At 69.1% G+C, this 25,385-nt stretch carries 18 protein-coding genes, 3 rRNA genes and 1 pseudogene; 15 read left to right on the forward strand and 7 right to left on the reverse strand.

Going from position 1 to position 25,385, the window contains the following annotated elements:
• Nucleotides 1–109: 109 nt before the first annotated feature.
• Both OG329_RS33920 and OG329_RS33925 read right to left on the reverse strand, forming a co-directional pair.
• Nucleotides 110–649 (reverse strand): YbhB/YbcL family Raf kinase inhibitor-like protein, encoded by a 540-nt coding sequence (locus tag OG329_RS33920; RefSeq protein ID WP_405800310.1) that lies wholly within the window; start codon nt 647–649, stop codon nt 110–112.
• A 70-nt stretch (nt 650–719) separates the two neighbouring features.
• Entirely contained in the window at nt 720–1,502 is a 783-nt protein-coding gene (locus tag OG329_RS33925) for a sporulation protein (protein WP_356597135.1), read from the reverse strand.
• Between the two features lie 75 nt (nt 1,503–1,577).
• On the opposite strand from OG329_RS33925, the gene OG329_RS33930 reads away from it, so the two are divergent.
• The 5 genes from OG329_RS33930 (at nt 1,578) to OG329_RS33950 (ending at nt 9,778) form a co-directional block, all read left to right on the forward strand.
• Nucleotides 1,578–2,219: a DNA-3-methyladenine glycosylase gene (locus tag OG329_RS33930; protein WP_405800313.1), complete on the forward strand. Its 642-nt coding sequence runs from the start codon at nt 1,578–1,580 to the stop codon at nt 2,217–2,219.
• Between the two features lie 522 nt (nt 2,220–2,741).
• Nucleotides 2,742–4,265: ribosomal RNA gene (locus tag OG329_RS33935) — 16S ribosomal RNA — on the forward strand.
• Nucleotides 4,266–4,583: 318 nt separating this feature from the next.
• Nucleotides 4,584–7,708 (forward strand): 23S ribosomal RNA (locus tag OG329_RS33940).
• Between the two features lie 136 nt (nt 7,709–7,844).
• Nucleotides 7,845–7,961 (forward strand): 5S ribosomal RNA (gene rrf, locus OG329_RS33945).
• Together the 16S, 23S and 5S rRNA genes form the textbook arrangement of a ribosomal RNA operon.
• A 1,082-nt stretch (nt 7,962–9,043) precedes the next feature.
• Nucleotides 9,044–9,778, forward strand: coding sequence for a hypothetical protein (locus tag OG329_RS33950; RefSeq protein WP_405800314.1), 735 nt, complete (start codon nt 9,044–9,046; stop codon nt 9,776–9,778).
• A gap of 76 nt (nt 9,779–9,854) precedes the next feature.
• On the opposite strand, the gene OG329_RS33955 is transcribed toward OG329_RS33950, so the two are convergent.
• Complete coding sequence (locus OG329_RS33955; protein WP_405800315.1) at nt 9,855–11,189, reverse strand: DUF1015 family protein; 1,335 nt, start codon at nt 11,187–11,189, stop codon at nt 9,855–9,857.
• 85 nt (nt 11,190–11,274) lie between these two features.
• Between OG329_RS33955 and OG329_RS33960 the strand changes: the two genes are divergently transcribed.
• Nucleotides 11,275–12,303 (forward strand): HAD hydrolase-like protein, encoded by a 1,029-nt coding sequence (locus OG329_RS33960; RefSeq protein WP_405800317.1) that lies wholly within the window; start codon nt 11,275–11,277, stop codon nt 12,301–12,303.
• 119 nt (nt 12,304–12,422) lie between these two features.
• Here OG329_RS33960 and OG329_RS33965 read toward each other — a convergent pair whose 3' ends face one another.
• Nucleotides 12,423–13,286: a siderophore-interacting protein gene (locus OG329_RS33965; protein ID WP_405800318.1), complete on the reverse strand. Its 864-nt coding sequence runs from the start codon at nt 13,284–13,286 to the stop codon at nt 12,423–12,425.
• Between the two features lie 123 nt (nt 13,287–13,409).
• On the opposite strand from OG329_RS33965, the gene OG329_RS33970 reads away from it, so the two are divergent.
• The 3 genes and pseudogenes from OG329_RS33970 (at nt 13,410) to OG329_RS33980 (ending at nt 16,498) form a co-directional block, all read left to right on the forward strand.
• Nucleotides 13,410–14,480, forward strand: a complete 1,071-nt coding sequence (locus OG329_RS33970) for a FecCD family ABC transporter permease (RefSeq protein ID WP_405800319.1) — start codon at nt 13,410–13,412, stop codon at nt 14,478–14,480.
• Between the two features lie 8 nt (nt 14,481–14,488).
• The gene (locus tag OG329_RS33975; protein ID WP_405802165.1) at nt 14,489–15,583 is read left to right on the forward strand and encodes a FecCD family ABC transporter permease; all 1,095 of its coding nucleotides are present in this window, start codon (nt 14,489–14,491) and stop codon (nt 15,581–15,583) included.
• Nucleotides 15,584–15,681: 98 nt separating this feature from the next.
• Nucleotides 15,682–16,498: pseudogene (locus tag OG329_RS33980) on the forward strand (ABC transporter ATP-binding protein).
• 48 nt (nt 16,499–16,546) lie between these two features.
• Here OG329_RS33980 and OG329_RS33985 read toward each other — a convergent pair.
• Nucleotides 16,547–16,894 carry an SCP2 sterol-binding domain-containing protein gene (locus OG329_RS33985; RefSeq protein WP_405800320.1) on the reverse strand — a complete coding sequence of 116 codons (348 nt, stop codon included), beginning with the start codon at nt 16,892–16,894 and terminating at the stop codon, nt 16,547–16,549.
• A 42-nt stretch (nt 16,895–16,936) separates the two neighbouring features.
• On the opposite strand from OG329_RS33985, the gene OG329_RS33990 reads away from it, so the two are divergent.
• From OG329_RS33990 to OG329_RS34000, 3 genes are read left to right on the forward strand one after another with little or no spacing between them, the layout of a single operon-like run.
• Nucleotides 16,937–17,275 (forward strand): hypothetical protein, encoded by a 339-nt coding sequence (locus OG329_RS33990; RefSeq protein WP_405800321.1) that lies wholly within the window; start codon nt 16,937–16,939, stop codon nt 17,273–17,275.
• 7 nt (nt 17,276–17,282) lie between these two features.
• Nucleotides 17,283–18,098 carry a TlyA family RNA methyltransferase gene (locus OG329_RS33995; protein ID WP_405800322.1) on the forward strand — a complete coding sequence of 272 codons (816 nt, stop codon included), beginning with the start codon at nt 17,283–17,285 and terminating at the stop codon, nt 18,096–18,098.
• Nucleotides 18,095–19,063: an NAD kinase gene (locus OG329_RS34000; protein ID WP_405800324.1), complete on the forward strand. Its 969-nt coding sequence runs from the start codon at nt 18,095–18,097 to the stop codon at nt 19,061–19,063. The genes OG329_RS33995 and OG329_RS34000 overlap by 4 nt, the downstream gene beginning before the upstream one ends.
• A 227-nt stretch (nt 19,064–19,290) precedes the next feature.
• On the opposite strand, the gene OG329_RS34005 is transcribed toward OG329_RS34000, so the two are convergent.
• Nucleotides 19,291–19,896 carry a TetR/AcrR family transcriptional regulator gene (locus tag OG329_RS34005; protein ID WP_405800326.1) on the reverse strand — a complete coding sequence of 202 codons (606 nt, stop codon included), beginning with the start codon at nt 19,894–19,896 and terminating at the stop codon, nt 19,291–19,293.
• An 85-nt stretch (nt 19,897–19,981) separates the two neighbouring features.
• Between OG329_RS34005 and OG329_RS34010 the strand changes: the two genes are divergently transcribed.
• The 3 genes from OG329_RS34010 (at nt 19,982) to OG329_RS34020 (ending at nt 23,638) form a co-directional block, all read left to right on the forward strand.
• Nucleotides 19,982–20,458 (forward strand): SRPBCC family protein, encoded by a 477-nt coding sequence (locus OG329_RS34010; RefSeq protein WP_405800327.1) that lies wholly within the window; start codon nt 19,982–19,984, stop codon nt 20,456–20,458.
• A 124-nt stretch (nt 20,459–20,582) separates the two neighbouring features.
• Complete coding sequence (gene recN / locus OG329_RS34015) at nt 20,583–22,304, forward strand: DNA repair protein RecN (protein WP_405802166.1); 1,722 nt, start codon at nt 20,583–20,585, stop codon at nt 22,302–22,304.
• A gap of 224 nt (nt 22,305–22,528) precedes the next feature.
• On the forward strand, nt 22,529–23,638 hold the full coding sequence (locus OG329_RS34020) for a glycosyltransferase family 4 protein (RefSeq protein WP_405800328.1): 1,110 nt from the start codon (nt 22,529–22,531) through the stop codon (nt 23,636–23,638).
• A 64-nt stretch (nt 23,639–23,702) separates the two neighbouring features.
• Here the strand turns inward: OG329_RS34020 and OG329_RS34025 are convergent, their stop codons facing one another.
• Nucleotides 23,703–25,346, reverse strand: a complete 1,644-nt coding sequence (locus OG329_RS34025; protein WP_405800330.1) for a PucR family transcriptional regulator — start codon at nt 25,344–25,346, stop codon at nt 23,703–23,705.
• Nucleotides 25,347–25,385: the final 39 nt, after the last annotated feature.

Genomic DNA, 25,385 nt, shown 5'->3' on the forward strand with positions numbered 1-25,385 from the left:
CAATATCCGCCGATCCACGTTCCGGGGACGACCCCAAATACCCCGCAACGAAAAAATGCCCTGCTCTGATCTCTCCAAGACCAGGGCAGGGCAAACAACACCTGAACGCTCAGCTCTCCGCCGGAGCCGCGTACTCACCGATGAGCTGCGCACGCGCGAGCGTGTGGAACCGCAGATTGAAGCCGACATACGCGGGCGAGGCGTCCGAGTCCGGGCCCAGCGTGTCACTGTCCACCGCGTAAACCGTGAACACATAACGGTGCGCGGGATCACCCGCCGGGGGAGCGGCACCCCCGAACTCCTTCGACCCGTAGTCGCTACGGGCGTGCACGGCCCCCTCGGGCAGCCCCACGAACGAGCCGGAACCCGCCCCCGCCGGAAGCTCGGTCACCGACGCCGGGATGTCGAACAGCACCCAGTGCCAGAAACCGCTGCCGGTCGGCGCGTCCGGGTCGAAGCACGTCACGGCAAAGCTCTTGGTCTGCGGGGGGAAACCCTCCCATCGCAGATGCGGCGACGTGTTCCCCGCCGCGAAGACCTGGGCGTCCTTCAGGACCGCACCAGGCGCGATGTCGTCGCTCACCACGGTGAAGGACGGCACCGGCGGGTGGAAGTCATGAGGGAGTGGAGCCCTCTTCGCCTCGGTCACTACTGAACCTCCGGATTCGGCTTCGCACCGCCGGGGCCTCACGGGACCCGGCGGCCTTCCGAAGTCGACACTAGGCCCAGTTGCGACGTCCGCCGACGTCGGCGATCCACTGGTTGAGGTAGGCGGCCCAGTCGGTGCCCTGGAAGTCGTGCAGACCGACCTTGAACGCGCGGAAGGAGTCGCTGCCCTCGCTGAACAGCCCCGGCTTCTTGTCCATCTCCAGGATGACGTCCATCTCACGGTCGTCCGCGACGAACGTCAACTCGACCTGGTTCAGCCCGCGGTAGCGCTGCGGCGGGACGAACTCGATCTCCTGGTAGAACGGCAGCCGCTGACGCGTCCCGCGGATGTGCCCACGCTCCATGTCCGCGCTCTTGAAGCGGAAGTCCAGACTGATGAAGGCATCCAGGATGGCCTGCTGCGCCGGCAGCGGGTGCACGTTGATCGGGTCCAGGTCACCGGAGTCCAGCGCCCGCGCGATCTCCAGCTCCGTCGTCACACCGATGTTCATGCCGTGCAACTGCTGCCCGGCGATGCTCGTCACCGGCGTCTCCCACGGGATCTCAAGACCGAACGGCACCACATGCACCGCACCGGCCTTCACCTCGAAGGCACCGCCCAGACGCTGCTTGACGAACTCCAGGTCCTGCTTGACCTCCTGGTCACCGCCCTCGACCTCGACGCGCGCCTGGAGACCGACGGACAGCCCCTCGATCTGCTGGTCGACCGACCCGCCCTGGATACGCACCTCACCCTGGACGACCCCGCCCGGCACGACGTTCTGCTCGGTCAGCTCGGTCTCGACGGACGCACCGCCGGCGCCCATGCTCGCGAGCAGCCTCTTGAAGCCCATAGTCACTCCTCCTAGATCCTGACCTCTACATACGCGCCACGACCGCAGGCGGTTCCCCCGCTACGCTCGGACGACATGATCGAGCGCCCCGACCGTACGCCGCTGCCCCGCGACTTCTTCAACCGGCCCGTGCTGGAGGTCGCCCCCGACCTCCTGGGCCGAACTCTCCTACGCCGCACGGCGGAAGGAACCATAGAGCTGCGCCTCACGGAGGTGGAGGCGTACGCGGGCGACATCGACCCGGGCTCCCACGCCTACCGTGGCCGGACGGCACGCAACGACGTGATGTTCGGCCCGCCCGGCCACGCGTACGTCTACTTCACGTACGGCATGTGGCACTGCCTCAACCTGGTGTGCGGCCCCGAGGGCCGGGCGAGCGGTGTGCTGCTGCGCGCGGGCGAGATCCAGGAGGGCCAGGACCAGGTACGGCGACGACGTTTCTCGGCCCGCAACGACAGAGAACTGGCCAAAGGCCCGGCCCGGTTGGCCACCGGTCTGGACGTCGACCGCAGCCTGAACGGCACGGACGTCTGTAGGGGCGGCGACGCGCCCCTGTCCGTACTGATGGGGACACCGCCCCCGAGTGACCAGGTACGCAACGGCCCGCGCACGGGTGTGGGCGGTGACGGCGCCCCGCACCCCTGGCGGTTCTGGATCGACGGGGACCCCACGGTGAGCCCGTACCGCGCCCACACCCCGCGCCGCCGGGCAACTTGACGCGCCGGGGTGAGCCCCCTAATGTAGTCCGAGCCGCTTTCAACGGGTCTTGCTCTTCAGCAGCCCGGAGCGGCCACCCACTACCTACGATTTCCCCCTGACGGGTTCCTTTTCGGCATGCCGAAATTCGAACCTCTCGACTCGATTATGAGTCGCCCGGAGAATCGGTTAACGTAGTGAACACGCCGAAAGGGAAACGCGAAAGCGGATATCTGAAAGCGTTCCCGCTGACTGGGAATCAGGCGCCGAAAGGTTCTGATAGAGTCGGAAACGCAGGACAGCAAGACCGAAGGGAAAGCCCGGAGGGCCCGGAGACGGGGTCGAAGGAAGCGTCCGTTCCTTGAGAACTCAACAGCGTGCCAAAAGTCAACGCCAGATATGTTGATACCCCGACCTCGTCCACATTCTGTGGGCTGGGGTTGAGGTTCCTTTGATGGAAACACAGCGAGGACGCTGTGAACGGCCGGTCTTATTCCGACTGGTTGTTCCGCTCTCGTGGTGTCACCCGATATTGGGTAAACATTCACGGAGAGTTTGATCCTGGCTCAGGACGAACGCTGGCGGCGTGCTTAACACATGCAAGTCGAACGATGAAGCCTTCGGGTGGATTAGTGGCGAACGGGTGAGTAACACGTGGGCAATCTGCCCTGCACTCTGGGACAAGCCCTGGAAACGGGGTCTAATACCGGATAATACTGTGCCCCTCATGGGGGATGGTTGAAAGCTCCGGCGGTGCAGGATGAGCCCGCGGCCTATCAGCTTGTTGGTGGGGTAATGGCCTACCAAGGCGACGACGGGTAGCCGGCCTGAGAGGGCGACCGGCCACACTGGGACTGAGACACGGCCCAGACTCCTACGGGAGGCAGCAGTGGGGAATATTGCACAATGGGCGAAAGCCTGATGCAGCGACGCCGCGTGAGGGATGACGGCCTTCGGGTTGTAAACCTCTTTCAGCAGGGAAGAAGCGAAAGTGACGGTACCTGCAGAAGAAGCGCCGGCTAACTACGTGCCAGCAGCCGCGGTAATACGTAGGGCGCAAGCGTTGTCCGGAATTATTGGGCGTAAAGAGCTCGTAGGCGGTCTGTCACGTCGGGTGTGAAAGCCCGGGGCTTAACCCCGGGTCTGCATTCGATACGGGCAGACTAGAGTGTGGTAGGGGAGATCGGAATTCCTGGTGTAGCGGTGAAATGCGCAGATATCAGGAGGAACACCGGTGGCGAAGGCGGATCTCTGGGCCATTACTGACGCTGAGGAGCGAAAGCGTGGGGAGCGAACAGGATTAGATACCCTGGTAGTCCACGCCGTAAACGTTGGGAACTAGGTGTTGGCGACATTCCACGTCGTCGGTGCCGCAGCTAACGCATTAAGTTCCCCGCCTGGGGAGTACGGCCGCAAGGCTAAAACTCAAAGGAATTGACGGGGGCCCGCACAAGCAGCGGAGCATGTGGCTTAATTCGACGCAACGCGAAGAACCTTACCAAGGCTTGACATACACCGGAAAGCATCAGAGATGGTGCCCCCCTTGTGGTCGGTGTACAGGTGGTGCATGGCTGTCGTCAGCTCGTGTCGTGAGATGTTGGGTTAAGTCCCGCAACGAGCGCAACCCTTGTTCTGTGTTGCCAGCATGCCTTTCGGGGTGATGGGGACTCACAGGAGACCGCCGGGGTCAACTCGGAGGAAGGTGGGGACGACGTCAAGTCATCATGCCCCTTATGTCTTGGGCTGCACACGTGCTACAATGGCCGGTACAATGAGCTGCGATACCGCAAGGTGGAGCGAATCTCAAAAAGCCGGTCTCAGTTCGGATTGGGGTCTGCAACTCGACCCCATGAAGTCGGAGTTGCTAGTAATCGCAGATCAGCATTGCTGCGGTGAATACGTTCCCGGGCCTTGTACACACCGCCCGTCACGTCACGAAAGTCGGTAACACCCGAAGCCGGTGGCCCAACCCCTTGTGGGAGGGAGCTGTCGAAGGTGGGACTGGCGATTGGGACGAAGTCGTAACAAGGTAGCCGTACCGGAAGGTGCGGCTGGATCACCTCCTTTCTAAGGAGCACTTCTCACCAGATTCTTTCGGGGGTTTGGTCAGAGGCCAGTACATCGGCGACTGTCCGGTGCTGGTTGCTCATGGGTGGAACGTTGACTATTCGGCACAGTTTTTCAGGGTTTTCCAAGTACTGCTTCGGCGTGGAACGGGAATGCTGGGGGGCTGGGCCGGGCGCGCTGTTGGGTGTCTGAAGGTACGGGCGGCGTGAGCTGTTTGTGTCTTCGGGATGCCGGCCCCGGTGAACTCACTGTGTATGCGGTGGGGTGGCGGGTGGTTGGTCGTTGTTTGAGAACTGCACAGTGGACGCGAGCATCTGTGGCCAAGTTTTTAAGGGCGCACGGTGGATGCCTTGGCACCAGGAACCGATGAAGGACGTGGGAGGCCACGATAGTCCCCGGGGAGCCGTCAACCAGGCTTTGATCCGGGGGTTTCCGAATGGGGAAACCCGGCAGTCGTCATGGGCTGTCACCCGTACCTGAACACATAGGGTATGTGGAGGGAACGAGGGGAAGTGAAACATCTCAGTACCCTCAGGAAGAGAAAACAACCGTGATTCCGGGAGTAGTGGCGAGCGAAACCGGATGAGGCCAAACCGTATGTGTGTGAGACCCGGCAGGGGTTGCGCATACGGGGTTGTGGGATCTCTCTTTCACAGTCTGCCGGCTGTGAGGCGAGTCAGAAACCGTTGATGTAGGCGAAGGACATGCGAAAGGTCCGGCGTAGAGGGTAAGACCCCCGTAGCTGAAACATTAACGGCTCGTTTGAGAGACACCCAAGTAGCACGGGGCCCGAGAAATCCCGTGTGAATCTGGCGGGACCACCCGCTAAGCCTAAATATTCCCTGGTGACCGATAGCGGATAGTACCGTGAGGGAATGGTGAAAAGTACCGCGGGAGCGGAGTGAAATAGTACCTGAAACCGTGTGCCTACAAGCCGTGGGAGCGTCGCTGGCAGCACTTGTGCTGTCAGTCGTGACTGCGTGCCTTTTGAAGAATGAGCCTGCGAGTTTGCGGTGTGTTGCGAGGTTAACCCGTGTGGGGAAGCCGTAGCGAAAGCGAGTCCGAACAGGGCGGTATAGTAGCGCGCTCAAGACCCGAAGCGGAGTGATCTAGCCATGGGCAGGTTGAAGCGGCTGTAAGAGGTCGTGGAGGACCGAACCCACCAGGGTTGAAAACCTGGGGGATGACCTGTGGTTAGGGGTGAAAGGCCAATCAAACTCCGTGATAGCTGGTTCTCCCCGAAATGCATTTAGGTGCAGCGTCGTGTGTTTCTTGCCGGAGGTAGAGCACTGGATAGGCGATGGGCCCTACCGGGTTACTGACCTTAGCCAAACTCCGAATGCCGGTAAGTGAGAGCGCGGCAGTGAGACTGTGGGGGATAAGCTCCATGGTCGAGAGGGAAACAGCCCAGAGCATCGACTAAGGCCCCTAAGCGTACGCTAAGTGGGAAAGGATGTGGAGTCGCAGAGACAACCAGGAGGTTGGCTTAGAAGCAGCCACCCTTGAAAGAGTGCGTAATAGCTCACTGGTCAAGTGATTCCGCGCCGACAATGTAGCGGGGCTCAAGCGTACCGCCGAAGTCGTGTCATTCGTACATATAGCCTCAACGGGCGTGCGGATGGGTAGGGGAGCGTCGTGTGCCGGGTGAAGCAGCCGCGGAAGCGAGTTGTGGACGGTTCACGAGTGAGAATGCAGGCATGAGTAGCGATACACACGTGGGAAACGTGTGCGCCGATTGACTAAGGGTTCCTGGGTCAAGCTGATCTGCCCAGGGTAAGTCGGGACCTAAGGCGAGGCCGACAGGCGTAGTCGATGGACAACCGGTTGATATTCCGGTACCCGCTTTGAAACGCCCAGTACTGAATCAGGCGATGCTAAGACCGTGAAGCCGCCCTGAGCTCTTCGGAGTGTAGGGGAGTGGTGGAGCCGTCGGACCAGACTTGTAGTAGGTAAGCGATGGGGTGACGCAGGAAGGTAGTCCAGCCCGGGCGGTGGTTGTCCCGGGGTAAGGGTGTAGCCCGAGAGATAGGCAAATCCGTCTCTCATGCAGGGTGAGACCTGATGCCGAGCCGATTGTGGTGAAGTGGATGATCCTATGCTGTCGAGAAAAGCCTCTAGCGAGTTTCATGGCGGCCCGTACCCTAAACCGACTCAGGTGGTCAGGTAGAGAATACCGAGGCGTTCGGGTGAACTATGGTTAAGGAACTCGGCAAAATGCCCCCGTAACTTCGGGAGAAGGGGGGCCATTTCCGGTGATCACTCTTGCAGTGTGAGCTGGGGGTGGCCGCAGAGACCAGCGAGAAGCGACTGTTTACTAAAAACACAGGTCCGTGCGAAGCCGTAAGGCGATGTATACGGACTGACGCCTGCCCGGTGCTGGAACGTTAAGGGGACCGGTTAGTCACATTTCGGTGTGGCGAAGCTGAGAACTTAAGCGCCAGTAAACGGCGGTGGTAACTATAACCATCCTAAGGTAGCGAAATTCCTTGTCGGGTAAGTTCCGACCTGCACGAATGGCGTAACGACTTCTCGACTGTCTCAACCATAGGCCCGGTGAAATTGCACTACGAGTAAAGATGCTCGTTTCGCGCAGCAGGACGGAAAGACCCCGGGACCTTTACTACAGTTTGATATTGGTGTTCGGTTCGGCTTGTGTAGGATAGGTGGGAGACTTTGAGATCGGGACGCCAGTTCCGGTGGAGTCGCCGTTGAAATACCACTCTGGTCGTGCTGGATGTCTAACCTGGGTCCGTGATCCGGATCAGGGACAGTGTCTGATGGGTAGTTTAACTGGGGCGGTTGCCTCCTAAAGAGTAACGGAGGCGCCCAAAGGTTCCCTCAGCCTGGTTGGTAATCAGGTGTTGAGTGTAAGTGCACAAGGGAGCTTGACTGTGAGACCGACGGGTCGAGCAGGGACGAAAGTCGGGACTAGTGATCCGGCGGTGGCTTGTGGAAGCGCCGTCGCTCAACGGATAAAAGGTACCCCGGGGATAACAGGCTGATCTTCCCCAAGAGTCCATATCGACGGGATGGTTTGGCACCTCGATGTCGGCTCGTCGCATCCTGGGGCTGGAGTCGGTCCCAAGGGTTGGGCTGTTCGCCCATTAAAGCGGTACGCGAGCTGGGTTTAGAACGTCGTGAGACAGTTCGGTCCCTATCCGCTGCGCGCGCAGGAGTCTTGAGAAGGGCTGTCCCTAGTACGAGAGGACCGGGACGGACGAACCTCTGGTGTGCCAGTTGTCCTGCCAAGGGCATGGCTGGTTGGCTACGTTCGGGAGGGATAACCGCTGAAAGCATCTAAGCGGGAAGCCTGCTTCGAGATGAGGACTCCCACCCACTTGATGGGGTAAGGCTCCCAGTAGACGACTGGGTTGATAGGCCGGATATGGAAGCACCGTGAGGTGTGGAGTTGACCGGTACTAATAGGCCGAGGGCTTGTCCTCAGTTGCTCGCGTCCACTGTGTTAGTTCTGAGACAACGAACGACCGTGTTTATATCCGGTTCTGTGTACTCAATTGAATAGAGTGCCTGTTCGCTTAGTGCCGAAGTCCCCCTTGTGCGGGACACGGCCGATAGTGTTTCGGTGGTCATTGCGTTAGGGAAACGCCCGGTTACATTCCGAACCCGGAAGCTAAGCCTTTCAGCGCCGATGGTACTGCAGGGGGGACCCTGTGGGAGAGTAGGACGCCGCCGAACAATCTTTCATGGACCCCTGGTCCAGCGTTCACGCTGGACCAGGGGTCTTTTTTGTTTTCTCTGCCTTTTGTACGAAGCGCGTCCGATCGCCGGCTGCGTGAGAATGACTGTGGTACCCGAAGACAGGAGCCGTGCCGATGTCCCCCAACTCTCCCGACGACCGTCCGGAGCGCGAATCACGTCGTAGGGACGGTGGTGATCGGAACGGTTCCCGTGGCGGTCGTGACGACCGTGGTGGTAGCCGTCCCACCGGTAAGGGCGGCGGCGTCGGTGACTACGTAGCCCGCAACGACAACCGCAGCGGCGGTCGGCCTGCCGGTGGTGGCCGACCCACGAGTGGTGGCCGCCCCACCGGCGGTGGTCGGCCTGCCGGCAGCGGTGGTGCTGGTGGCCGTGGGCGTGACGAGCGGCCGAGTGGTCCGCGTCGGGACCGGGACGACGACCGTGGAGGTCGGCCCACAAGTAGTGGTCGGCCTACAAGTGGCGGGCGTCCCACCAGCGGTGGTCGGCCTGCCGGTAACAGCGGTAACAGCGGTGGCGGCGGGTTCCGTGGGCGCGACGAGCGTCCCAGTGGGCCGCGTCGTAGCGACGACCGTGGTGGCCGTCCGACGAGTGGTGGGCGTCCGAGCACCGGTGGCGGTGGTGGTCGGCCCACGAGTGGTGGGCGTCCTGGCGGGCCTCGTCGTGATGATCGGCGTGATGAGCGTCCGTCGTTCCGCCGTGACGAGCGGCCCAGTGGTCCGCGTCGGGACCGGGACGACGACCGTGGTGGGCGGCCGAGCACCGGTGGTCGGCCTGCGAGTGGTGGGCGTCCCAGTGGGCCTCGTCGTGATGATCGGCGTGATGAGCGTCCGTCGTTCCGCCGTGACGACCGCCCGAGCGGTCCGCGTCGGGACCGGGACGACAGCCGTGGTGGTCGGCCGTCCGGCGGGGGCGGTTACGGCCGTCGTGAGGACCGTGACGATCGTGGTGGGTTCGGGCGCCGTGACGACCGTGACCGTGACCGGGAGCCCATCAAGCGGCTGCCGATCCCGGAGGACGTCACGGGCGACGAGATCGACAAGGCGGTGCGGCAGGAGCTGATGAGCCTGCCCAAGACGCTCGCCGACGACGTCGCGAAGAACCTTGTCATGGTCGCCAACCTCATTGACGAGGACCCCGACCAGGCTTACGCCTATTCGCGCGTGGCTCTGCGGCTCGCCTCCAGGGTCGCCGCCGTGCGGGAGGCCGCCGGCTTCGCCGCGTACGCGACGCAGAAGTACGGTGAAGCCCTCGCCGAGTTCAGGGCGGCGCGGCGGATGACGGGCAACGTCGACCTGTGGCCCGTGATGGCCGACTGCGAGCGTGGACTGGGCCGTCCCGAGCGGGCCATGACCATGGCCGGTGAGCCCGAGGTGCTGAAGCTCGACAAGGCGGGTCAGGTCGAGATGCGGCTGGTCGCCGCCGGTGCGCGCCGGGACATGGGGCAGATCGACGCCGCCATCGTGACCTTGCAGGGTCCGGAGCTGGGCTCGAACTCCGTACAGCCGTGGACCGTGCGTCTGCGTTACGCGTACGCCGACGCCCTGCTGTCGGCCGGGCGCGAGGACGAGGCGCGCGAGTGGTTCGCCAAGGCCCTTGAGGCCGACAAGGACGGTGCCACGGACGCCTCGGACCGTCTGGCGGCCCTGGACGGCGTCCAGTTCGTCGACGTGGACGAGGACGGCGACGACAGCGACGGCGACGGCGACGGCGAGCACGGTCTTCCCGCCGGTGCCGCCGAGGCTCCCGAGGACGACGACATCGCCGACGAGGACTCGGACAGCGACAAGTCCTGATCCGACGACGACCGACGACCGCACCACGGAAGAGGGCGGCATCCCCACACGGGGGTGCCGCCCTCTTTCGCGTTTCTCAGCCGTCCGCGAGGCTCCGCAGCACCAGGCCCGTCGCCGGCTTCGGGCCGAACGACGTCGACTTGCGCGGCATCGTGACCGCCTGGCGTGCCAGCTCCCGTACGACCTCTTCGCGTACCGGGTGCAGCAGGACCGCCGTACTGCCGTGGCGTTCCGCCTGTTCGACCGCGGCTTCCGTGTCGTGGATGTACGAGATGTGCTCGGGTGCGTCCGGGATCCGCCAGATGTGGTCGAGCAGCGTGGAGTGCAACACGGTCGCGTCCAGGGCGCGCCACTGCTGCGGGCGGTCGGCCGGCACCGTACGGGCGAGGAGTTCCGCGTCGGGGCGGTCGACCAGGTGGAAGCGGCCGTCGCCGGCCAGCAGGAAGGCGTTGTTGGCGTCACCGGCGTCACCGGCGTCACCGGCGTCACCGGCGTCTTCACCGGCCGCCTCCGACAGCTCCTTGACGGCTTCCGGCAGCGTGCCGTCGAGCGTGCGGACCCGGAACGAGCCCGGCACCGCCTCCAGCGCCGCCAGCGCCTCCGCGACCGGCAGTTGGTGCAGCAGCCGGTGGATCGCGCGGACCTGGAGGGGGTGGCGCGCGGTGTCGACCAGCAGGACCAGGCCGTATGCCCACGGTCCCGCGTCGGACGACGGGTGTTCCTCGCGCAGCCGCAGATACGTCGCCCACCGGTGGTGACCGTCCGCGATGAGGGCCTGGCGGCCGGCCAGGTCGTTCTCGATCTCGGCCAGTTCGGCGGGGTCGGTGACCGCCCAGAGCCGGTGGCTGAAGCCGTCCTCCGTGGTGGTGGACAGCAGGGGCGCCCGGCGCGAGGTGCGTTCGATGACGGCGGTCGTGCCCGTCGCGTTGCCCTCGCTGCGGTACGTGAGGAGCAGCGGTTCCAGATTGGCGGCGGTCGCCCGCATCAGGGCCGCGCGGTCCTCGACGATGTCCGGCATCACGTCCTCGTGCGGCAGGACGACACCCTCCGCGGGCGTGGACAGGGCCAGGGCCCCGATGACGCCTCGCTGGAGCAGGTCGCCGTGGCGCTGCTCGTACACGTACAACGCCGGTTCGGCGTCCGGCGCGAGGACGCCCTCCGCGAGCCAGCGGCGCAGGGTGCTCGCCGCCTGGCGGTGCCGGTCGGCGGCGGTCGCGGCCTGGGGCAGGATCAGCCGGACGATGTTGTGCGGGTCGGCCGACTCCAGGTGGTGCAGTCCGTCGGGCCGTACGACGACGTCGTACGGAGGCGAGGTCACGGCGGCGAGGCTGCCGACCCGCTCGGGGACGTAGCGCAGTCCGCGGAACGGGATCAGGCGAAGGCCCCTCGCGGCCGGCCCTGTGGTGTTCATCTCCGCATCGTATGCGGGCCGGGCCATGAGCGATGATCGGGGGAGGAGCGCCCGGACATGGGGCGGAAGAGGGAGCGGGAGACTGATGAGTCAGCCGAGCAGGACCAGGCCCGACTGCAGCGCGACGGCGCTGAACGAGGCGTACGACACGGCTCTGCTGGATCTGGACGGCGTGGTGTACGCGGGTGGCGAGGCCATCGAGCACGCGGTCGGTTCGCTGGTCACGGCCCGGGACGGCGGGATGCGTCTCGCGTATGTCACCAACAACGCGCTGCGGACGCCGGACACCGTCGCCGCGCATCTGACGGAGTTGGGGGTGCCCGCCGAGCCCGCCGAGGTGATCACGTCGGCGCAGGCGGTGGCGCGGCTGATCGCCGAGCAGGTGCCGGCCGGTGCGCGGGTGCTGGTGATCGGCGGTGAGGGGCTGCGGGTCGCGTTGCGCGAGCGGGGACTCGAGCCGGTGGAGTCGGCCGACGACGACCCGGCGGCCGTGGCGCAGGGGTACGGGGGGCCGGAGTTGGCGTGGGGGCGGTTCGCCGAGGCCGGGTACGCGATCGCGCGGGGCGTGCCGTGGTTCGCGTCCAACACCGATCTGACCATTCCGAGCGCGCGTGGGATCGCGCCGGGCAACGGGGCGGCCGTGGAGGTCGTACGGATCGCCACGGGCGCCGACCCGCAGGTCGCGGGCAAGCCGCTGCCGCCGATGCACCGGGAGACGGTGCTGCGTACGGGGGCGAAGCGGCCGATCGTCGTGGGGGACCGGCTGGACACCGACATCGAGGGCGCGTTCAACGGTGGTGTGGACTCGCTGCTGGTGCTGACCGGGGTGACGGACGGGGCGCTGCTGCTGGCCGCCGAGCCGAAGTACCGGCCGACGTATGTGGACGCGGATCTGCGGGGGTTGCTGACCGGGCAGCCCGAAGTGGTCGTCAGGGACGGCGCGTTCGGGTGCGGTGGGTGGACCGCTTCCGTACGGGACGACGCCCTGGTCCTCGACGGGGACGGCGGAGCGCTGGACGGACTGCGGGCGCTGTGCGGCGCGGCCTGGACGTACGCGGGGGACGGGGCGTGCGGTCTGGACGCGGGCAAGGTGCTGGCGAAGCTGGGGTTTTAGGGCTTGTGACGGGTCGTGTGTTCTGTCCTCAATCGCCGGACGGGCTCAAATGAGCCGGTCCGGCGATTGAGGACACGGGCGCGCCAGGGCCTGCCCCCGCGAAGATCCGCCGGCAGGCGCTACGCGTCCTCGCCCGAGCGCAGCAGCTCGTCCTCGGAGGTCCCGCGCCGCCAGTAGCCGGTGAACTTCACCGCCTTGCGGTCGAAGCCGCGCTCGCCGACGAGGTGTCTGCGGACGGCCTTGACGGTCGCCGACTCGCCCGCGATCCAGGCGTACGGTGTGCCGTCCGGCAGGTCGTCGGCCGCGCGGATCGCGTCCTCGGTGGCGGGCGCGGACTCGTCCCGTACGAGCCAGGTCACGTGCGCGTCGGCCTTGGTGGGAAGTTCCCACCGGTCGGCGGCGTGGTCGAGCGCGATCCAGACATGGGCGGGGATGCCGGCCGGCAGGGACTGAAGGATTCCGGCGACCGCCGGGAGCGCGGACTCGTCGCCGGTCAGCACAATCCAGTCGGTGCCGTCCGGCGGCCGGAAGTCGTATCCGGCGTTCTCCTCGTGGATCGGGGCGAGGATCCCGACCCGGTCACCGGGTCCGGCGTTCGAGGCCCATCGGGTGGCCGGGCCCTCGCCGGACCCCGCCCCCGCCCCCGCCCCCGCCTCCGCCTCCGCCGACATCTCGTGCAGGGCGAAGTCGATGTCCAACTCCTGTGTTGCGCGCCGTAGTTCGCGCACCGTGTACGTCCGCATGACGCCCCGTACGTCCGGGTCGAGGGCGCGCCACGCGTCCCACCAGTGCCCGTCCTCCGGGCCCGGCAGGACGGGGGCGTCCTGGCCCGGCCCCGGCAGGAACAGCTTCACGCGCTGGTCCCGGCCGGCCGACGCGAAGCGCGCGACGTCGCCGCCGAAGGTGACGCGGACGAATGAGGGGGTGGGGCGTGTCGTACGCAGCACACGCAGGGCGAAGAACTGGAACGGAGCGTCGGTCATCGGGCCGGCCTCGGTGTGTGCGGAGGAACCCCGGCCGGAACCGGAAGGGGGCTGTTCATTTACGGTGCCTCCCCAGGGCTTCCCTCTTGAGGAGCGAGTATGAGGGTAGGCTAACCTAACTCCGTGTTGGTCGACAGTCCCCCCGAAAGTCCCCCCGAATCCGAACAGAGCGCGGAGTCCCTGCCGCTCACCGTGACCCGCAAGCGCCGCACGCTGCGCGCCGCCGGGCTGCTGGTGTCCGTCGGCGTCCTGCTGCTCGTCTGCGCCGCCGGTCTCGCCGTCGGCGCCAAGCCGATGCCGCTCGGCGACGTATGGCACGGCCTGTTCCACAACTCCGGCACCGGCAACGACGTGATCGTCGCCGACGTCCGGCTGCCCCGGACGGTGCTCGGGCTGCTCGTCGGCACGGCGCTCGGGCTCGCGGGCGCGGTGATGCAGGCGCTGACCCGCAACCCCCTTGCCGAACCGGGGCTGTTGGGTGTCAACGCGGGCGCCGCCGCCGCGGTGGTCTCGGCCATCAGCTTCTTCGGTGTCACGTCCATCGGCGGCTACGTGTGGTTCGCCTTCGCCGGCGCCGCGATCGTCTCCGTACTCGTGTACGCGATCGGCGGCAGCCGCGGCGCGACACCCGTACGGCTCGCCCTCGCCGGCACCGCCGCGACGGCGGCGCTGTTCGGCTACGTCAACGCGGTGCAACTCCTCGACTCGGCGGCTCTCGACCGGCTGCGCTTCTGGACCGTGGGGTCACTGGCGTCGGCCGACATGTCGACTGTCGGCAAGGTGTGGCCGTTCATCGCCGCCGGTGTCGTCCTCGCGCTGCTGATCGCCCGGCCGCTCAACGCGATGGAGATGGGCGACGACACCGCCAGATCGCTCGGCGCCCATCTCACCCGGACCCGTGTCCTCGCCATGCTCAGCGTCACGCTGCTGTGCGGCGGGGCGACCGCCGCCTGCGGGCCGATCGTCTTCGTCGGGCTGATGGTGCCGCATCTCGTACGGGCCATCACCGGGCCGGACATGCGGTGGATCCTGCCGTACGCGGCCGTGCTCTCGCCCGTACTGCTGCTCGGCGCCGACGTGATCGGGCGCGTCGTCGCGCGGCCGGCGGAGGTGCAGGTCGGCATCGTCACCGCGATCATCGGCGGGCCCGTCTTCATCCAGCTCGTACGCCGCAAGAGGATGGCCCAACTGTGAGCGACGACCTGACCACCAAGGCGGGCACTGCGACCAAGGCCGGCGCTGCCGCCACTGGCGGCCGGACGCGCCCGGCGCGCGCGATCCGTACCCCCGGTGGTCTCTCCGTCAGGGTGGACGTCCGGTCCGCCGTCGTCGTCCTGATCCTCCTTCTCGCCGCCGGCGCGATGTCCGTGATCCTCATCGGGCAGGGCGACTTCGCCATGGCGCCCGGCGACGTCGTCGCCACGCTCCTCGGAAACGGCACGACGGCGCAGGAGATCATCGTCCAGGAGCTACGGCTGCCGAGGATTCTGGTGGGCCTGCTCGTCGGCGCGGCCCTCGGGGTCGGCGGCGCGGTGTTCCAGTCCATCTCCCGTAATCCGCTGGGCAGTCCGGACGTCATCGGCTTCGGCCAGGGCGCGACCGTCGGCGCGCTGACCGCGATCGTCGTCTTCCAGGCCGGCTCGGCCGCCGTCGCTGGCGGGGCCGTCGTCGGTGGTCTGCTGACGGGTACGGGGATCTATCTGCTCGCCTGGAAGCGCGGCGTGCACGGCTACCGGCTGGTCCTCGTCGGCATCGGTGTCGCCGCCATGCTCACGGCGGTCAACCACTACCTGATCACCAAGGCCAGCCTGATCGACGCGACGCGCGCCGTGCTGTGGATGACGGGCTCGCTGGATGGCCGGGACTGGGCGCAGGTCTGGCCGCTGCTCGCCGTCTGCGCCGTACTGATCCCGCTCGCGCTCGTGTACGGACGGCCGTTGCGCATGCTGGAGATGGGCGACGACGCGGCGTACGCGCTCGGTGTACGGGTCGAACGCACCCGGCTCGTCCTGCTGGGCGCCGCCGTGCTGCTCGTCTCCGTCGCCACCGCCGCCGCTGGTCCGATCACCTTCGTCGCCCTCGGCGCGCCCCAGCTCGCGCGCCGGCTGACCCGCTCGCCCGGCCCCAACCTCGGCCCGGCCGCCGCGATGGGGGCTCTGCTGCTGCTGGTCGCCGACTGGGCGGCGACGTCGGCGTTCGGCGAGCGTCAGGTGCCGGCCGGTGTGGTGACCGGTGTGCTCGGCGGCTGCTATCTGCTCTGGCTGCTGGTCACCGAGCGCAAGGCGGGCCGCATATGAGCGCCGACGCCCCCGTAGCCGTCCCCGCCTCCGCCTCTGTCTCCGTCCCCGTCTCCGCCTCAGTCCCGGCCTCCCCTCACACCTTCAGGAGTACGACCATGCAGCGCCTCGCGGCGGATACGGTGACCCTCGGCTACGACCAGCGGGTCATCGCCCGCGACCTCTCCGTCCAGATACCCGACCACTCCTTCACCGTGATCGTCGGCCCCAACGCCTGCGGTAAATCGACCCTGTTGCGCGCCCTGTCCCGGATGCTCAAGCCGTCCCGGGGCCGTGTCCTGCTCGACGGCGCCGCGATCCACTCCATGCCCGCCCAAGAAGGTCGCCCGCACGCTGGGGCTGCTGCCGCAGTCGTCCCTCGCACCGGACGGCATCACGGTCGCCGACCTTGTCGCGCGCGGCCGCTACCCGCACCAGGCGCTGCTGCGCCAGTGGTCCCGTGACGACGAACGGATTGTCGAGGAGTCGATGGCGTCGACCGGCGTCGGTGAGCTGGCCGATCGCTATGTCGATGAATTGTCCGGCGGACAGCGGCAGCGTGTCTGGATCGCCATGGCGCTCGCCCAGCAGACGCCGCTGCTGCTCCTGGACGAGCCCACCACATTCCTGGATATCCAGTACCAGATCGATGTCCTCGACCTCTGCGCCGATCTGCACGAGACCCAGGGCCGTACGCTCGTCGCCGTCCTGCACGACCTCAACCACGCCGCCCGCTACGCCACGCACCTCATCGCGATGCGCGAGGGCGAGATCTACGCCGAGGGGCCGCCCGCCGAGGTCGTCACGGCGGAGCTGGTGGAGCGCGTCTTCGGGTTGCGCTGCCAGGTCATCGACGACCCGGAGACCGGTACGCCGCTGGTCGTCCCGGCCGCGCGCAGGGCGCGGCACACGGTGCCTGTGGGGCCGGCCGAGTGAGCCGTGCGGGGGCGGCGGACCGGGTGGTGAGCCGTACGCGCCCGTTCCTCACAGCAGCGAGCGCAGCCGCAGCAGATCCCGGAAACCCGCTTCGAGTCTGACCCGCCCCGAGCCCCACGCCTTCGCGAAGTTCAGCTCGCCGTCGACCATGGCCACCAGATCGTCGCCCTTCATGGCCAGCCTGATCTGCGCCTTCTCGCGCGGCGGGCCTTCATGGGTGTCCAGCACCTCGATCCGGCCGTCGTCGAACCGGCCGGTGAAGGTCGTGTCGAGGTCGGTGATGTGGCAGCTCAGCGAGCGGTCGAAACCGGCCGCCCCGCGGATCCCGTCGTCCGCCCGCGCCATGTTGTCCGAGAGCTTGTCGAGTGCGCTGCGGCACTCCTCCTTCGTCGCCATCGTGATCGACGGTACCGCAGGGCTTCGCGGTAGCGTCTGGGCATGAGCGACGAGACGGCGGGCCCGGCCGACCAGGAGCACGCCTCCCCTCCACCCGAACCCCCATCCCCGGCCCACGACGCGATGCACTCCCCGGCCCATGACCCCGCCGTCCCCGCGCCGATCGGTATCGAGCGCGTGCCGACCGGCGACCCGGAAGTGGACGGGAAACTGGCCAGACTGGGCGACGCGGACCACCTTCCGGCGGACGGCCACCTCGACGTGTACGAGGATGTGCACCGGGGCCTGCGCGACGCGCTCACCGCGCTCGACGTACGCCCCGGACCCGGTCAGGCCGCCCCCCGGCCCGGCCCCTCACCGTCGTACGACCACAGGAGCTGAACCGAACGTGGCAGGAGTGGCACGCCAACGCCTCGACGCCGAGCTGGTACGCCGCGACCTCGCGCGCTCACGCGAGCACGCGAGCCAACTGATCGCCGCGGGACGGGTCACCGTCGGCGGCGCCACCGCGACCAAGCCCGCCACCCAGGTAGAGAAAAGCGCCGCCGTCGTCGTCGCGGAGGACGCCGACGACCCCGGCTACGTCTCGCGCGGCGGCCATAAACTCGCGGGCGCCTTCGCCGCCTTCGTACCCCTGGGCCTGCGGGTCGAGGGGCGCAGGGCGCTGGACGCGGGCGCGTCGACCGGCGGCTTCACCGACGTACTGCTGCGGGCCGGGGTCCGGCAGGTCGTCGCCGTGGACGTCGGTTACGGACAACTCGCCTGGTCGCTCCAGAGCGATGAACGCGTCGTCGTCAAGGACCGTACGAATGTGCGTGAGTTGACGCCGGAGATGATCGGGGGGGATCCGGTGGACCTGATCGTGGGTGACCTGTCGTTCATCCCGCTCGGCCTGGTGCTGCCCGCGCTGGTGCGGTGCGCGGCGCCCGACGCGGATTTGGTGCTCATGGTCAAGCCGCAGTTCGAGGTGGGCAGGGAGCGCCTCGGCAGCGGCGGAGTGGTGCGCAGCCCGGAGCTGCGGGCCGACACCGTGCGGGCGGTGGCGCGCAAGGCGGCGGAGCTGGGCCTCGGGACACGCGGCGTCACCGCGAGCCCGCTGCCCGGACCCGCCGGGAACGTCGAATACTTCCTGTGGCTCAACGCCGGGGCGCCCGAAGTCGATCCGGCCGATGTCGACCGTGCTGTGGCGGAGGGACCCCGTTGACGACGAACGCTGAACAGACCACGGACACCGGTGCGGATGCCGGTGGGGATGCGGGTGGGGATGCCGGTGCGGAGAACCGCACCGTCTTCCTGCTGGCACACACCGGCAGACCCGCCGCGATCCGCAGCGCCGAACTGGTGGTGCAGGGGCTGCTGCGCAACGGCCTCGGGGTACGGGTGCTGGCCACCGAGGCGGCCGATCTGCCGCTCCCACCGGCCGTCGAGACCGTCCCGGAGGCCACGTCCGGCGCGCTGAACGGTTGTGAACTGCTGATCGTGCTCGGCGGCGACGGCACACTGCTGCGCGGCGCCGCCTTCGCGCGCGCCTCGGGCGTGCCGATGCTCGGCGTCAACCTGGGCCGGGTCGGCTTCCTCGCGGAGGCGGAGCGCGACGACCTGGACAAGGTGGTCGACCGGGTGGTGACCCGCGCGTACGAGGTCGAGGAACGGATGACCATCGACGTCCTCGTGCACAGCGACGGTGCCGTCGTGCACCGGGACTGGGCGCTCAACGAGGCGGCGGTGCAGAAGGTCTCGCCCGAGCGGATGCTGGAGGTCGTCCTGGAGATCGACGGGCGTCCGGTGACCGGCTTCGGCTGCGACGGCATCGTGTGCGCCACACCGACCGGCTCGACGGCGTACGCGTTCTCGGCCGGTGGCCCCGTGGTGTGGCCGGAGGTGGAGGCGCTGCTGATGGTGCCGATCAGCGCGCACGCGCTGTTCGCGAAGCCGCTGGTGACGTCGCCGAAGTCGGTCCTCGCGGTGGAGGTCCAGCCGCATACGCCGCACGGGGTGCTGTGGTGCGACGGGCGCAGGACGGTCGAACTGCCGGCGGGCGCGCGGGTGGAGGTACGGCGCGGGGCGGTGCCCGTACGGCTCGCGCGGCTGCACCAGGCGTCCTTCACGGACCGGCTGGTGGCGAAGTTCGCCCTGCCGGTGTCGGGCTGGCGGGGGGCGCCGCACTAGGGCGTGTCGCGAGAGTCCCGCCCGGCCGACGACGCCTGGTACGCACCCCCCCCGAAGCCCCTGAGGGGGCACGGGGGTACCCCAGGCGCGTTGTCGGAGTCGTCCAAGTGCGGCCGGGTCATCCACAACGCCGTTCCTCAGCCTTGCGATCGCACGCCCTGGGCCCTGTGCGGCGCCCCGCGACAAGACACCCCCTCGGCCCTGGGGGGCTTTGCCCGTGTTCGTCCTCAATCGCCTGACGGGCCAGGTGGTTTGTCGTCCATCGCCGGGCCGGCCTCGCTCGGGCGGAGCAGCGCCGCCGCGCCCTCGGAAACGAGCGCGGCGGTCGTCTCCGGCACGTCGTCGCCCGCCAGCAGCGGGCGGCGTACGGCCGCGAGCGGCAGGTCGACCGTCGCCAGCACCACACGCTCCACGTCGCACGCCAGACGTACGGCGGCGGCCCCCAGCGCCGCCTCCACACGCCTGTTGAGCCGTCGGAGCTCGTCGCGCGCCGTCGCGTCCCAGTCCGGTTCGCCGAAGTCCCGTGCGCCGCGCACCAGGACGCGTGCCTCGTCGGGGCGCGCGCGGCTGAACTCGACGACATGCCGGGCGGCGGCGACCGCCGAGGTGTCCAGCGCCGCGAGGAAATCGTCCTGGAAGCGGCTCACCGTCCGCAGCCACAGCGCCGACAGCAGATCGGGCCGCTTCGCGAACCGGTGGTAGACCGAGCCGCTGGGCGCTCCCGCGCGGCGGGCGACGGCGGCCATGGTGACCGCTGCCGGGCCGGACCCGGCGGCGAGCGAGAGCGCGGCGTCCAGCAGTGAGTCCGGATCGTGTGCCGGTGGCCTTCCCATGCCCGGAGGCTATACGCTCGGAGTCGTATTAGAGATGTCTCTCTAATACGGCACGGATACCGTCCCACACACCGGGGAGGCCGTCATGGCCGTGTACAACCTGCACCGTCGAGCGATACCCGCCACCACCCGCACCCCCGACGAGCTGGGCCGTCTGCTGGACTCCCTCGCCTCCCCGGACGACGCCCTCTGGCCGTACGACCGCTGGCCCCGCATGAGGCTCGACCGGCCGCTCGGTGTCGGCGCCAAAGGCGGCCACGGCCCCGTCCGCTACACCGTCGTCGCGCACACCCCCGGCCGGTGGGTGCGTTTCCGCTTCAGTGGGCCGCGAGGATTCCACGGCTTTCACGAGTACTCCGTCGAAAACACCACGGACGGGGCCGTACTGCACCATCTCCTCACCATGCGACTGCGCGGCGCCGCGCGATTCACCTGGCCGCTGTTCTGGCGCCGGCTCCACGACGCCCTGATCGAGGACAGCCTCGACCGCGCGGAAGGGGTGCGCAGGTCACGGTGGATTCCGTACGTACGGCTGCTGCGCCGCGCCCTGGCCGCGAGATGAGCCGGTCCCGGCCCGGTGAGCGCCCCGATGAGCGCCCCGCGAGTGCCCCGTGAGTGATTCGGAGGGCGGGGGCCGTCGCACACCGGGCCCCGGACCTCGTAAGGTCGTGTCCGTGTTGGAGGAGATGCGGATACGGTCGCTCGGGGTCATCGACGACGCGGTGGTCGAGCTGTCGCCGGGCTTCACCGCGGTGACCGGTGAGACAGGCGCGGGCAAAACCATGGTCGTCACCAGCCTGGGGCTGCTGCTCGGCGGTCGCGCCGACGCCGCCCTGGTGCGGATCGGTGCCAAGGCCGCGGTGGTGGAGGGGCGGCTCACCATGTCCGCCGACGCCCCGGCGGCCCTGCGCGCCGAGGAGGCGGGTGCCGAACTGGACGACGGCGCGCTGCTGATCAGCCGGACCGTCTCGGCCGAGGGACGCTCGCGCGCCCATATCGGCGGCCGTTCTGTGCCGGTCGGTGTGCTGGCCGAGCTCGCGGACGACATGGTCGCCGTGCACGGCCAGACCGACCAGCAGGGGCTGCTGCGGCCTTCGCGGCAGCGGCAGGCGCTCGACCGGTATGCGGGGGACGCGGTCGCGACGCCGCTCGCCAAGTACGCCGACGCGTACCGGCGGCTGAGAACCGTCGCCGCCGAACTGGCCGAGCTGACCACCCGCGCCCGCGAACGGGCGCAGGAGGCGGACCTGTTGCGCTTCGGCCTGAACGAGATCGCCGCCGTCGAACCCCTTCCCGGCGAGGACACCGAACTTGCCGCCGAGGCCGAACGGCTCGGCCACGCCGAGGCGTTGGCGTCCGCCGCGTCCGTCGCGCACGCGGCGCTCGTCGGCCGGCCCGAGGACCCCTCGGAGGGCGGTGACGCGACGACGCTCGTCGGCGGTGCCGGACGGGCCCTGGAGGCCGTACGGTCCCACGATCCCGCCCTGGCCGCGCTGGCCGACCGGATGGGCGAGATCGCGATCCTGCTGGCGGACGTGGCCGGTGAACTCGCCGGTTACGCCGACAACTTGGACTCCGACCCGCTGCGGCTCGCGGCGGTCGAGGAGCGGCGGGCCTCGCTCACCGGGCTGACACGCAAGTACGGCGAGGACATCGCCGGCGTGCTGGCCTGGGCACAGGAGAACGCGGCGCGACTGACCGAACTCGAGGGCGACGACGACCGGATCGGCGAGCTGACGGCCGAGCACGCCACTGTGTTGAGTGAACTGTCCTCTCTGGCGCAGGCGTTGACCGACGCCCGTACGGAGGCGGCGGCGCGCTTCGCGGAAGCCGTCACCGCCGAACTCGCGTCCCTCGCGATGCCGCACGCGCGCGTCACGTTCGCCGTGAGCCAGACCGAGGATCCGAACGGTGTCGAGGTGGACGGCCGCCCCGTGGCGTACGGCTCGTCCGGCGCGGACGAGGTCGAGCTGCTGCTGGCCCCGCACCCCGGCGCCCAGCCGAGGCCCATCGCCAAGGGTGCCTCCGGCGGTGAACTCTCGCGCGTGATGCTCGCGGTCGAGGTGGTCTTCGCCGGGTCCGATCCGGTGCCGACGTATCTCTTCGACGAGGTGGACGCGGGTGTCGGCGGCAAGGCGGCCGTCGAGGTCGGCCGGCGGCTCGCGAAGCTCGCCAAGTCCGCGCAGGTGGTGGTCGTGACGCATCTGCCGCAGGTCGCGGCCTTCGCCGACCGGCAACTGCTGGTGGAGAAGACGAACGACGGCTCGGTGACCCGCTCCGGCGTCACGGTCCTCGAAGGGGAGGACCGCGTACGGGAGTTGTCCCGCATGCTGGCGGGCCAGGAGGACTCGCAGACGGCCCGCGCCCACGCGGAGGAGTTGCTGGCGACGGCCCGCGCGGACGCGTAGGGCCGGGCTGGACCGGGCCGGACCGGGTCCGGTCACCGCACCGGGGCCCGCCGCGCCGGCGGTACCGTACGTCGGTGCGCTTCGGAGGTCACTCGTGCGAGTGATAACCGGGCGGGGGAGCCGCACCGACCGACACACCCGCGACGCCCCCTCGGTGCCGGAAGGTCCGTACCGGCTGGCATCCTTGGCGCAGCACACACCACCGGAACAGGAGCCTCGGCCACGTGACACAGCTTCGTACGGTCCAAGTGCTCGGCGGTGGCAGCGCGGGAAGCAGCGCGCACGTCCGGTCGCTGGCGGCGGGGCTCGTCGCCCGGGGCGTACGGGTGAGCGTCTGCGCCCCCGACTCGCTGGAGCGGATCTACGACTTCCGGGGCTGTGGCGCCGACCATGTGCCGGTGGCCCGGCGCGGCGACCTCCTCTCCCTCGGGGCGCTGCGGGCCGCCTGCGCCACCGCCGACGTGGTGCACGCGCACGGGCTGCACGCCGCCGTACGCGCGGCGGTCGCCCTGGGCGGGCAGCGGGTGCCGCTCGTCGTCACCTGGCACACCCGTATGTACGCGGACGGGCCGCGCGGCCATCTGCTGCGCCTGATGGAGCGAAGGGCCGTCAGGGCGGCGGCCGTTGTGCTCGGCGCCTCGTCCGAACTGGTCGACCGGGCCCGCGAGCGCGGCGCCCGCGACGCGCGCCTCGCACCGGTCGCCTTCCCGGCCCCGCGCCGGGCTCCCGCGCTCGCCGACGACGGCGAGGACGCCGTCGACGGCAAGGCTCGCGCCGAACTGGGCGCGGTGGGGCGGCCGTTGCTGATGGCCGTCGGCAGCCTCGTACCGGATCGCGGTTACGGCACGCTGCTGGACGCCGCGAGGGCGTGGCGCGGTCTCGATCCCGTACCGCTGCTGGTCATCGCGGGCGAGGGCCGCGAACGGGCCGCGCTCCAGGGGCGAATCGACGACGAGGGCCTGCCGGTCAGCCTCGTCGGCCGCCGCGACGACGTGACCGAACTCCTCGCCGCCGCCGACGTCGCGCTCCTGCCGAGCCGCTGGGAGGCCCGGTCACTGCTGGCCCAGGAAGCGCTGCGGCTCGGTGTCCCCCTGGTCGCCACGGCGGTCGGCGCCATACCCGAACTGGTCGGCGACGCGGCGGAGTTGATCCCGTACGGCGACGCCCCCGCCCTCGCGGACACGGTGACCCGCCTGCTGGCCGACCCCGACCGGCGCGCCGAACTCGCCTCGGTGGGGCGGGCGCGGGCGGCGACGTGGCCGACGGAGGACGACACGATCGCGCATGTGCTGAGCGTCTACGACGAACTGACCCAGCCGTCACCGTCGCGGTGACATTTCCAGCCCGTCCGGCGATTGAGGACGAACCGCCAACCGGGCGGGCCCGGGCCGCAACGGATCAGCCGACGTGGCGCCGCGCGCGCAACGCCAGGCTCAGGGCCAGGACCGTCTGCGGGTCGTCCAGGTCCGTGCCGAGCAGTTCGGAGATACGGGCGAGGCGGTTGTAGAGCGTCTGTCTGTTCAGATGCAGTTCGCGCGCCGTCTCCGCCTTACGGCCCGCGTGCTCCAGGAACGTCGTCAGCGTCGGCAGCAACGGGGCGCGGGACGTGCGGTCGTGGGTGAGCAGCGGGCCGATCGCGCGGTCCACGAACGCCGACAGGTCCGGATGGTCCCGCAGCCGCCACAGCAGCAGGTCGATGTCCAGCCGCTGGGCGTCGTGCCACGGCCGCTCCGGCAGGCCCCGCGCCGCCGCCGCCGTCTCCGCCGCGTGCCGCAGACCCGCGCTCGCCGCCGCCCAGCCGCCCGGGACGCCGACGACCACCACGGGCCGGGGGCCGCCGGGACGTTCGAGCCCGGAGCGTTCCACGCCCACCCGCAGCGCCGCCGCGACCCGGTCGGCCACCGCCGCGCGTTCGGACTCGGAGCGCAGCCCGAGCAGCAGCGGGATCCGGCCCTCCACGGGCCGTACGCCCAGCAGCACCGGCACCCCCACGGACGACAGCTCGTCCAGCACGGCCCGTGCCAGCGGCGCCCAGTTGCCCGGCGGAGCCGGCTCGGGACCCAGCCGCATCACCACCGGCAGCAGCGGCCCGTCGCCCGGCCGGAAGCCCAGCACCGCCGCCTGCGCGGGCGCGTCGTCCGCCGCGATCCGGCCCTCGGCGAGGTCGGTGAGGAAGTCGCCCCGGCCGCGCGCGGCCAGCTCGTCCTCCTGGCGGGCCTGCATCAGGACGACCGCCAGGATGCCCGCCGCCCGCTCGGCCGCCATCCGGTGCACCGGGAGCAGCGGGGCCGCCACGGCGGGCAGTATGAGCCGGGCCCGTACCGCACCCGCCCCGTGCCCGCCGCCGGGTACGTCCACCAGCACCGTGCCCGCCGGCGGCCCCGCGTCGCGGTCGGCCCGCCGCCCGCGCAGCCCTTCCCAGACCTGGAGCGGTTCCGCGTCCGTCGGTGGCCCGGCCGGTGGCCCCGTCGTGCCCGCCGCCGCGTACAGGAGCTGTCCGTCCGCGGTCTCCAGGAAGACGGGATTGCCGGCGAATTCGGCGAGGATACGCAGCACCTGGGGTACGCCGCCGCCCTCGAGCAGCGCCTCCGTGCACCGCCGATGGACCTCTTCGGCCTGGCGCAGCAGCGCGTAGTGCCCGTTGACGATCTCGGTGTGGACCTCCTCGGTCACCGCGACGAACGCCACCTCACGGTGCAGTTGCACCAGCGGCAGCCCGGCCGCCCGCGCCGCCTCGACAACCGCGGCGGGCAGCCGCGTGAACCGCGGCCCCAGCTCCACCACCAGCGCCGCGATCCCTCGGTCGGCCAGTCTGCGTACGAAGGCGCGCTGGTCGGCGGGGCGGGTGCCGAGACCGATGCCGGTGGTGAGCAGCAGCTCGCCGCCCTTGAGGAGCGACGCGATGTTCGGCACCTCGCCCGCGTGCACCCAGCGCACGGTGCGCCCCAGTTGATCGCTACCGGCGACGACCTCCGGGAGCCCGCCACGCAGCCCCGGCAGCTCCAGGGCCCGCCGCACGGTGATTCCGGCCTGATCGTCCATGCTCCCGGACGCTACCCGGCCCGCGCGGCGGTGTCCCTC

Source organism: Streptomyces sp. NBC_01506 (assembly GCF_045040295.1).
Lineage (GTDB): Bacteria > Actinomycetota > Actinomycetes > Streptomycetales > Streptomycetaceae > Streptomyces.

Coding starts and splice junctions, on each gene's coding strand:
- OG329_RS33925 (WP_356597135.1), bottom strand. CDS start 1,502: ATGGGCTTCAAGAGGCTGCTCGCGAGCATGGGCGCCGGCGGTGCGTCC.
- OG329_RS33930 (WP_405800313.1), top strand. CDS start 1,578: ATGATCGAGCGCCCCGACCGTACGCCGCTGCCCCGCGACTTCTTCAAC.
- OG329_RS33950 (WP_405800314.1), top strand. CDS start 9,044: ATGAGCCTGCCCAAGACGCTCGCCGACGACGTCGCGAAGAACCTTGTC.
- OG329_RS33955 (WP_405800315.1), bottom strand. CDS start 11,189: ATGAACACCACAGGGCCGGCCGCGAGGGGCCTTCGCCTGATCCCGTTC.
- OG329_RS33960 (WP_405800317.1), top strand. CDS start 11,275: ATGAGTCAGCCGAGCAGGACCAGGCCCGACTGCAGCGCGACGGCGCTG.
- OG329_RS33965 (WP_405800318.1), bottom strand. CDS start 13,286: ATGACCGACGCTCCGTTCCAGTTCTTCGCCCTGCGTGTGCTGCGTACG.
- OG329_RS33985 (WP_405800320.1), bottom strand. CDS start 16,894: ATGGCGACGAAGGAGGAGTGCCGCAGCGCACTCGACAAGCTCTCGGAC.
- OG329_RS33990 (WP_405800321.1), top strand. CDS start 16,937: ATGAGCGACGAGACGGCGGGCCCGGCCGACCAGGAGCACGCCTCCCCT.
- OG329_RS34005 (WP_405800326.1), bottom strand. CDS start 19,896: ATGGGAAGGCCACCGGCACACGATCCGGACTCACTGCTGGACGCCGCG.
- OG329_RS34010 (WP_405800327.1), top strand. CDS start 19,982: ATGGCCGTGTACAACCTGCACCGTCGAGCGATACCCGCCACCACCCGC.
- recN (WP_405802166.1), top strand. CDS start 20,583: ATGCGGATACGGTCGCTCGGGGTCATCGACGACGCGGTGGTCGAGCTG.
- OG329_RS34025 (WP_405800330.1), bottom strand. CDS start 25,346: ATGGACGATCAGGCCGGAATCACCGTGCGGCGGGCCCTGGAGCTGCCG.